A 7,020-nucleotide genomic window follows, 5' to 3' on the forward strand; every position below is an offset into this window, starting at 1 on the left:
TGATCTTCGCGTTGGGGCTCGCCGGCGCGGAGGCGCTCACCGGCGACATGTTTCTGCTGATGCTTGGCGGCGGCGCGCTGTCAGCGGCCGCGACCAGCGCTCTGGTGGATTGGGGTGTCGGTAAGGATCGTGTCACCAGGTACAAACGGGGTGGCGGTGCCTCAGCCGGTGGCCGCTTCTTGGGTTGCACAGGGGCTCAACGGGTTGGCGGGGCGGGTTCGCGTTGGATGGTGCGGTACACCGTGGGCCGCGAGACTTTGAACAGCTCGGCGAGGTCGGTGATGGTGTAGTCGCCGGTGCCGTGCATGCGACGTAATTCGTTCTGCTGCTTAACGGTCAGCTTGGGTTGGCGGCCTTTGAGGCGACCTTTGGCACGGGCGACGGCCATCCCTTCTCGGGTTCGTGCCCGCAGCAGGTCGACCTCGAACTCGGCGAACGTGGCGAGGATGTTGAAGAACATCTTGCCCATGGGGTCGGTTGGGTCGTAATTCTGGCCGCCGAGGGATAGTTTGATGCCGCGGCCAGCGAGGTCATCGCCGATCGCGCGGGCGTCGGGCACCGAGCGCGCGAGCCGGTCGAGTTTCGGCACGACCAGCGTGTCGCCGGCACGGACCGCTGCCAGTGCCTGGTTCAGGCCCGGGCGGGCACGGTTGGTGCCGGTGAGGCCGTGGTCGAGGTAGATCCGGTCCTCGGTGACGCCAAGCTCGCCTAGCCGCTGGCGCTGTGCGGTGAGGTCCTGCGCGTCGGTGGAACACCGCGCGTATCCGATGAGGACTCCGGCGTCGGCCACGATCCGACTGTAACGGATAGCCACCCCTCAGTGAGAATATTTCCGTACCGGGTATCTGAGACGCGACCGGAGTATCGCTGCCCGACGTCGCGGGGATACCCGGTCGGCTTGTCGTGGTGTCCGTTTGGGGTTCCGCAAACGGACACCGTGAGGGGAGTAGGTGAGGCACGTCGGAGTTTTCCGCACCTGGTCGGATCACAGGCTATGATCGGGGTCTCCTCGACCAAGTGGGCGAGGCCGTAAACGTAGGGGCTTTTGCATGTTCGCTGTGCGCCGGGTCGGTACCGGTATTGGGTTGACCGGGGCAGCGATGGCTGCCGCGGCGATGGTCGGGCTGGGCGCGGCTCATGCCGCCCCGGGCGGCGATGTTGTCGAGGTTGTCCCCGGCGGCGCTGATGCCAGGTCGGGCGCGGACGCGCTGGGGCCATACGTCACGATGTGGGACCAAGCAGCACAGCAGGCGCTCGCGTCTGGCAACCCTGCCGACTCGTTGAGCACCGCCTCCACCAATTTCACCGACGCGGGCAACGTGTTCAGCGGAGTAGACGTGTCCGGCCTGTCGGGTCAGGTACAACAAAACGCGACTGCGCTCATCGACAGCCAGACGAAGATAGTTGACAGCGTTGTGAACTTCTTGGACGACCACGTGGGTCCAGCCGAAAGCGCCATCTCGGCGCACTCCGGTTCGTTGTCGGATCTGGCCGATCAACTGTTCCTCGATCCACTTAACCAGCAGTGGATCGATGCTAGTGAGTCGCTGCTCAATGCGGGTCAAGCATTCGACACCGCAGTCACCGATGGTTCAACAGCAGACATGGGGGCCGCGCTGCTTCAGACGTTTGGCGTTGACCTCTTCCAAATCGTCCCCACTATTTTTGAGTCCATCCCCACTTTGTCCTTCGGCGACATGCTTGCTGATGTCGCAGGCGATACCGCCGCCGTGACACCGGATCTGTTCGACCTTCCGTTCTAATCTGGCCGGCAGCTTTAGCCGTCTGGCAGTTTAGTAGATGCTACTGGCCGAGCACTGAAACGCCGACTGACGCAGCCCATGAATTCATGGAAATTGCTAATATATTCACAGTTTTGTGGTGTTGACCGTCGGTAACCGTCGGCGCTACGGTCATGTCATGACCGCACCTCGCACACCTGCACAAAGACAGGCCATAGAGACCCTCCAAGGCATCGCAGCTCGAAATCGCATACTACATCAAGAACTACGGAGTGCGATTAGTCGTTTTGACAGAAATCGGCTGGGCAAACGGCTACCGACCCCACCTTCTGGGGGCGAGCAACAACTTTCGCCCCAACTGCGTGAACGATTTCCAGAATTTGCCAAAAATATCGATAACCTCAGAGCCGCGTATCAACAATTCGAGCAGCGACTCGCGGAAGTCAGGTCCAAGCCGATTCCTCCTCCCAAAAAGATCGCAAAGATCGGCGTGGTCGACCCCGCTCGGCTTCAAACGTTCGCTAACAACGCTGCCCAGCGTAATGAGGTACTAGCGAACAAAGTCCAGACGCTCATCAAAAGCCTACAGACTGTCCAGGGATAGCGACCGCCCGGCGACATCGCCTGAAAGAATGATCTAAGTAATAAAAGCCGTACAACTTGAAAGTTAGGATTAGATAGCAATGGCTACGTCAACACAGCAACTAGGTGATGAAATATGCAGCCTGATAGAAACCGGGGCCAACGACCTCGCCGCAGATGTGGTCGAACTGACTAATATCATTCGCGAATTGGATGACGACGGTATAATCTCGGCTGCCGTAGGGGCTATCGTCATAGCGGCGGGAGTTGCAATTGATATAGTCTCGGACGGATTGGAACTGTGCGCCGAATTTGCGTAAATACAGATTTGATCACACAATGATTCGAAAGGAGGCGGCAACAGGCCACAATACGGCATCCGTATTAACAAAGTATCCGTCGTGAGCGGCCCAACACCGCTTGCGAATTGCACAAAATATCAACAACCCCCCGTGGTTCATACACTAAAGGTTATAAGATGGCTGATGTAGTATCTGCTGATTGCCAGGGCGCATTGAACGCCCTCAACGGCCTTTGGACGGCAACCGTGTCGCTCTCGGAACTTCTAACTCAGATAGTGATCGAAGAACTGATATTCGAAGCTCCCGAGCTTGGCGATCTGATACCAGGCATTTTGGACTTAGTTGACAATGCGGTCAAGTGCGCTGAAGCGGTTGCAGAGACGGCTGCTTGATATCCGGCGGACGGTAGGGCCGGACGAGCGAAATCCGCTAGGCACAGGCGCAAGGGCCTGCACCCAGCGTCGATTCGTATTGGGCGCGGCTATCGTTGCGGCGATGCTGATCGAGGTTATCTGGCCTAAGGTCACCGCCTGGGCCGATGAGAAAATCTCTCTCGGGGGTGGCGCTGGCATAGTCGTGGACGGCACCTACTGCACGTTGACCACCATCGGTCACGACAACACAGGTGAGCTGGTAGGTTTCACCACCGCACACTGTGGCGGACCCGGTGCCCAGGTGGTCGCCGAGGGAACAGACACCACCGTGGGAACCGTCGTGGCCGTCAAAGGCGACATCGCCAGCGGCGACCTCGGCTACGAAGTAATCAAGTTCGATTCAGCGAAAGTGATCCCGCTGGCGAACTTCTCGGGATTTGCGATCAACGGCATCGGCCCCCAGCCCAATACCGGCCAGCCCGCCTGCCAGCAAGGCGCTGCCACCGGGTTCACATGCGGTGCCATCGCCGGTCCAACTGTGAACCCTAGGGTCGTCAACGTGAACTTTTTACCCTTTCAGCCAGGTGATGAAGGTGCGCCGGTCACCGTTGATGGGTTTCTCGTCGGTATGCTACGCAACGGTTATAGAAACATAATTTTCTGGGCACCTTCAGTCGTCCCATCCCAGGATTACCCCAGAATCAAAATGATCTATTTCAGCGCTATCCTCGATGACGTCAACGCCAACGGCGGCACCGGGTCTGGATTCACCCCGATCCCGGCGTGAGCCCCAGACTGCACCGGATAACCCGCCACGATGACCGGCGCTGCACGGGCTGCGGTTACGAAGTTTTGGCCAGCGGTGTACCAGGATCGATCCTCATCTGGGCGGTGGCCCACTCAGTGCGAGTCGGGTGTTCATGTCGAGTTTGACCTCGCCGTAGGGCAGAACGTGCGACCAGAACAGCGGGGTAAGACCGCGTTCGTCCTCGGCGGTGAGGGCGCCGTCCCAGTCGGGGTCGGCGAGCACGTCCTGGATCATGAGCACGTTGACGTAGACCATCGCCGCCTGGCAGATCCGCAGGCACAGGACGCTCATCTCCTGTTCGTCGCGTCGGTTGGAGGCCAGTTCGGCGTTTTTGCCGTAGAAGATGATCGAATTGGCGCGGTTCCACGACTCGATGACGTTGAGCCCCTCGTTGATCTCGCGTTGCAGCCCGCGTGAACGCAGGTAGCGGGCCAAAAACACCGTCTTTTGTGCTCGGCCCAGCTCGATCATCGCCTGATACGTGGGGTGGGCGGCGTTGGCCTTCATGAACCGCCGCAAGATCGCCTCGGTGGAGGCAGTGCCGGTTCGGATCGCGGTGGCGTATTTGAGCATCTGGTCGTACTGCTCGGCGATTTTCGTCCAGTTGATCGGCCGCGTCAGCGCCGGTCTGAGCCCCGGCCACGACTCCGGCTCCCCGGCGGTGGGCCGGTAGAGCTTCACCTTGTTGATGCGCTTGATCCGGGGCAGCAGATCGAATCCGAGCAGCTTGGTGATGCCGAACCCGATCTCGGATTGACCGTGGGTGTCCACATAGTTGGCTTCCACCGCCATGTCGGTGCCGTGGTGGATCGCGCCGTCAACCATCGCGTGCACCTCAGACGCCGAGCAGTTGAGCAGCTGGGAGTGGATCGCCACCGAGCCTTTTTCCACGCTCCAGTAAATGAGCACGCCGCGGCGGCCGTAGCGGGAGTGGTACTCGGTGAAGATGTTCTGGTCGAACGCCCCGAAATGGGTGGAATCCGATGCGATCGCAGTCGACGACTCCCCCCAGATCGTGGTGCGGCGGGCGGTGAAGGTGGCGTTGGCGATCTCGATGGCGATCCGCCGCGCCGCCTCGACGGTCAGGTAGCGGCGGCGGGTATAGCGAATCTCGTCCTCATCGTGCCCGTGGGCGCCGCCGGCGACCGCGCGAAGGCCAGTGTTGGTGCCGTAGCCATAGATCGCCAGCAGCAGCCGTTCAGCCAGCACGTCCTCGGGCAGGGTGCCCCGGTCGGCGACCGAGGTGACCGCGCGCAGACAGCCGGTGCGCAGCACCGTTTCTTTGAGGATGTCGATCAACGGCACCGTCCCCCAGCGGGTGCGGATCTCGGTTTTCAGCCGGCGCAGGTTGCGAGGCTCGGCCACCGGCGCCAACGGTGTCAGCTTGATCGCGCCTTGGCGACGATCAGCGACCTGCAGCCAACTGCATTCGGGCAGTACGGCGTGCAGGGCGTCGAGTTCGGTGTGCATCTGCTCACGCAGCTCGTCGATGAACTCGCCCGGATCCAGCGGTTTACGCAACGCCCGGTAGTGCTCGATACGGTGTTCCTCGAAGTCGACCGGCAAATCTTGGGCTGGGTTGCGCCACTTGTCGGCACCTGCCACCCAAATTTCCTTGCACCGCAGCTGATCTCGCAGCACCTGAAACGTGCAGATCTCATAGACCATCCGCACCACCCGCCGCTGCCCACGCTTGTCGGATTGATGAATCAACTCCGCCCAATCACCCGAGAGACCCCGATGTGCCGGTACCGGCTCATCGCCAGGGTAGTAGCGCAGGTTCCCGGCGTTGGCGTAGCGGCCGATCAACTCCAGTGCGTCGAGCACCGGCCGGTGCACGGTGTTGTTGGAGCAAAACTCCAGCACCGACAGCAGCTTGATCAGCCCGGCCCGGTAGTGGTTGGTGTAGGAGGCGCGCAGGGTCGCCTTCACCGTGCGTTGATAGGTCGGCCCCGACGTTTTGAACTCGGCCACCAGATCAGCCAGCACCGCCTGCGGCGCGACCGGATACACCGTGTCGCGCACCAGCTTGTCACCGGCATCGACGGTGGCCTCGGCGACCCGGAACAGCAGATTCTCCTTGCCGGTGACCCGCTTGAACTCCTTGATCAACTCGTTGGTGACCCGCACCTCGGCACGCGCGTTGATCCGGTGCACCGTCGAGCACAACAGCTCCACCAGGATGTCGGTGATCTCCCGTTGGCGGCACACCAGCAGCGCCGCGAGCAGGGTCAGCTTCACCGGTAAAGGGTGCTCACGCAGGTGAGACGGCGACTCCACCGCCGCCCGACCCTTCCAGCCGGCCACGATCTTGGGCGCTACATCGGCGAAAACATCCGCGTTCACTCCGACCGCGCGCACCGCCTGCAGCTTGGCGATCTCAACCAGCATCGTGTTGAGACTGACGTTGCCCGGATCGGATCGGATCGCGGCCAACACCGCTGCACCATCTTCGATTTCCTCGTCCTCGCCACCATCAGCCTCGATCAGCGTGAGCAGGCGCTGCCGCTGCGGCTCGGCCAGTCGCGATGCCATCCGGTCGAACAGCACGTCCTCACCGCGGCGCAGCGCCGACCGCACGATCCGATCCACTCGCCCAGCAGTCGGTGGCTCCACCCGCCGCCGGCGACATTCACCCAGCAGGTGCTCACGCACCCGCTCGGCGCCGCGTTCGACTTGGGTAACGTGTTCGATCAGCCAGCTGGTCAACGCCTCAGCGTCGCCAACTGTGCACTCCTGGAAACCCAGCGCCTGACGGATCTGGGTCCGATGAAACTTGCTGGTACGACCCGTCCACTCATAAAAAGCGATCTCGGTCGGCCTCCACCTCGACCTGGCGGGCCACGTAGTCAACGGCGGCATCGGGAATCTCTGAACGGCCACGCGGGAACCGGCCCCGCTCGGTGTAGAACCGCAGTAGCAGCGCAAAGCCCAGCCTCGTTGCCCCGCGCTTACCCGCAACCAGCGCCACCTCGTCATCGACGAGCGTCCAGCAGTCGATCAGCTCATCCTGATCAACCTCGCGGCCCACCCCGCAGAAGCTACAGCGACAGCCCACCCGCCACGCCGGAAACGCCGTTTGTACCTGGTGACACGATCCTTACCAACACCCCGGATTGGCCGGTCTGGTGTGACGGGGTGGTTTTCCTGGCGGTTTCGGTGCTGCTGCTGGTGGTGGTTCGTCCGGCCCTGCGGCGGCGGCTGTCCTCGGC

The 7,020-nt window shown here is 61.7% G+C and carries 6 protein-coding genes and 2 pseudogenes; 5 read left to right on the forward strand and 3 right to left on the reverse strand.

Annotation, left to right across the window (positions count from 1 at the left end):
- Nucleotides 1–2: 2 nt before the first annotated feature.
- A pseudogene (locus AC2VON_RS25185) lies at nt 3–128 on the forward strand (NfeD family protein); the annotation flags it as partial.
- Between the two features lie 68 nt (nt 129–196).
- Here AC2VON_RS25185 and AC2VON_RS25190 read toward each other — a convergent pair.
- Complete coding sequence (locus AC2VON_RS25190; protein WP_486955253.1) at nt 197–790, reverse strand: recombinase family protein; 594 nt, start codon at nt 788–790, stop codon at nt 197–199.
- Between the two features lie 310 nt (nt 791–1,100).
- Between AC2VON_RS25190 and AC2VON_RS25195 the strand changes: the two genes are divergently transcribed.
- From AC2VON_RS25195 to AC2VON_RS25205, 3 genes are all read left to right on the forward strand, one after another.
- Nucleotides 1,101–1,763 (forward strand): hypothetical protein, encoded by a 663-nt coding sequence (locus AC2VON_RS25195; RefSeq protein WP_486955254.1) that lies wholly within the window; start codon nt 1,101–1,103, stop codon nt 1,761–1,763.
- Nucleotides 1,764–2,802: 1,039 nt separating this feature from the next.
- Nucleotides 2,803–3,018, forward strand: coding sequence for a hypothetical protein (locus tag AC2VON_RS25200; RefSeq protein WP_486955255.1), 216 nt, complete (start codon nt 2,803–2,805; stop codon nt 3,016–3,018).
- Between the two features lie 103 nt (nt 3,019–3,121).
- Nucleotides 3,122–3,787, forward strand: a complete 666-nt coding sequence (locus tag AC2VON_RS25205) for a chymotrypsin family serine protease (RefSeq protein WP_486955256.1) — start codon at nt 3,122–3,124, stop codon at nt 3,785–3,787.
- A 93-nt stretch (nt 3,788–3,880) separates the two neighbouring features.
- On the opposite strand, the gene AC2VON_RS25210 is transcribed toward AC2VON_RS25205, so the two are convergent.
- Entirely contained in the window at nt 3,881–6,670 is a 2,790-nt protein-coding gene (locus tag AC2VON_RS25210; RefSeq protein WP_486955257.1) for a Tn3 family transposase, read from the reverse strand.
- Nucleotides 6,606–6,839, reverse strand: coding sequence for a DUF4158 domain-containing protein (locus AC2VON_RS25215; RefSeq protein ID WP_486955258.1), 234 nt, complete (start codon nt 6,837–6,839; stop codon nt 6,606–6,608). The genes AC2VON_RS25210 and AC2VON_RS25215 overlap by 65 nt, the downstream gene beginning before the upstream one ends.
- 83 nt (nt 6,840–6,922) lie before the next feature.
- On the opposite strand from AC2VON_RS25215, the pseudogene AC2VON_RS25220 reads away from it, so the two are divergent.
- A pseudogene (locus AC2VON_RS25220) lies at nt 6,923–7,020 on the forward strand (NfeD family protein); the annotation flags it as partial.

The organism is Mycobacterium sp. TH-M82 (assembly GCF_057473605.1).

Bases quoted from the DNA above. Each gene is read 5' to 3' on its own strand.
- AC2VON_RS25195 (WP_486955254.1), top strand. From the start codon at position 1,101: ATGGCTGCCGCGGCGATGGTCGGGCTGGGCGCGGCTCATGCCGCCCCG.
- AC2VON_RS25200 (WP_486955255.1), top strand. From the start codon at position 2,803: ATGGCTGATGTAGTATCTGCTGATTGCCAGGGCGCATTGAACGCCCTC.
- AC2VON_RS25205 (WP_486955256.1), top strand. From the start codon at position 3,122: ATGCTGATCGAGGTTATCTGGCCTAAGGTCACCGCCTGGGCCGATGAG.
- AC2VON_RS25210 (WP_486955257.1), bottom strand. From the start codon at position 6,670: ATGCCGCCGTTGACTACGTGGCCCGCCAGGTCGAGGTGGAGGCCGACC.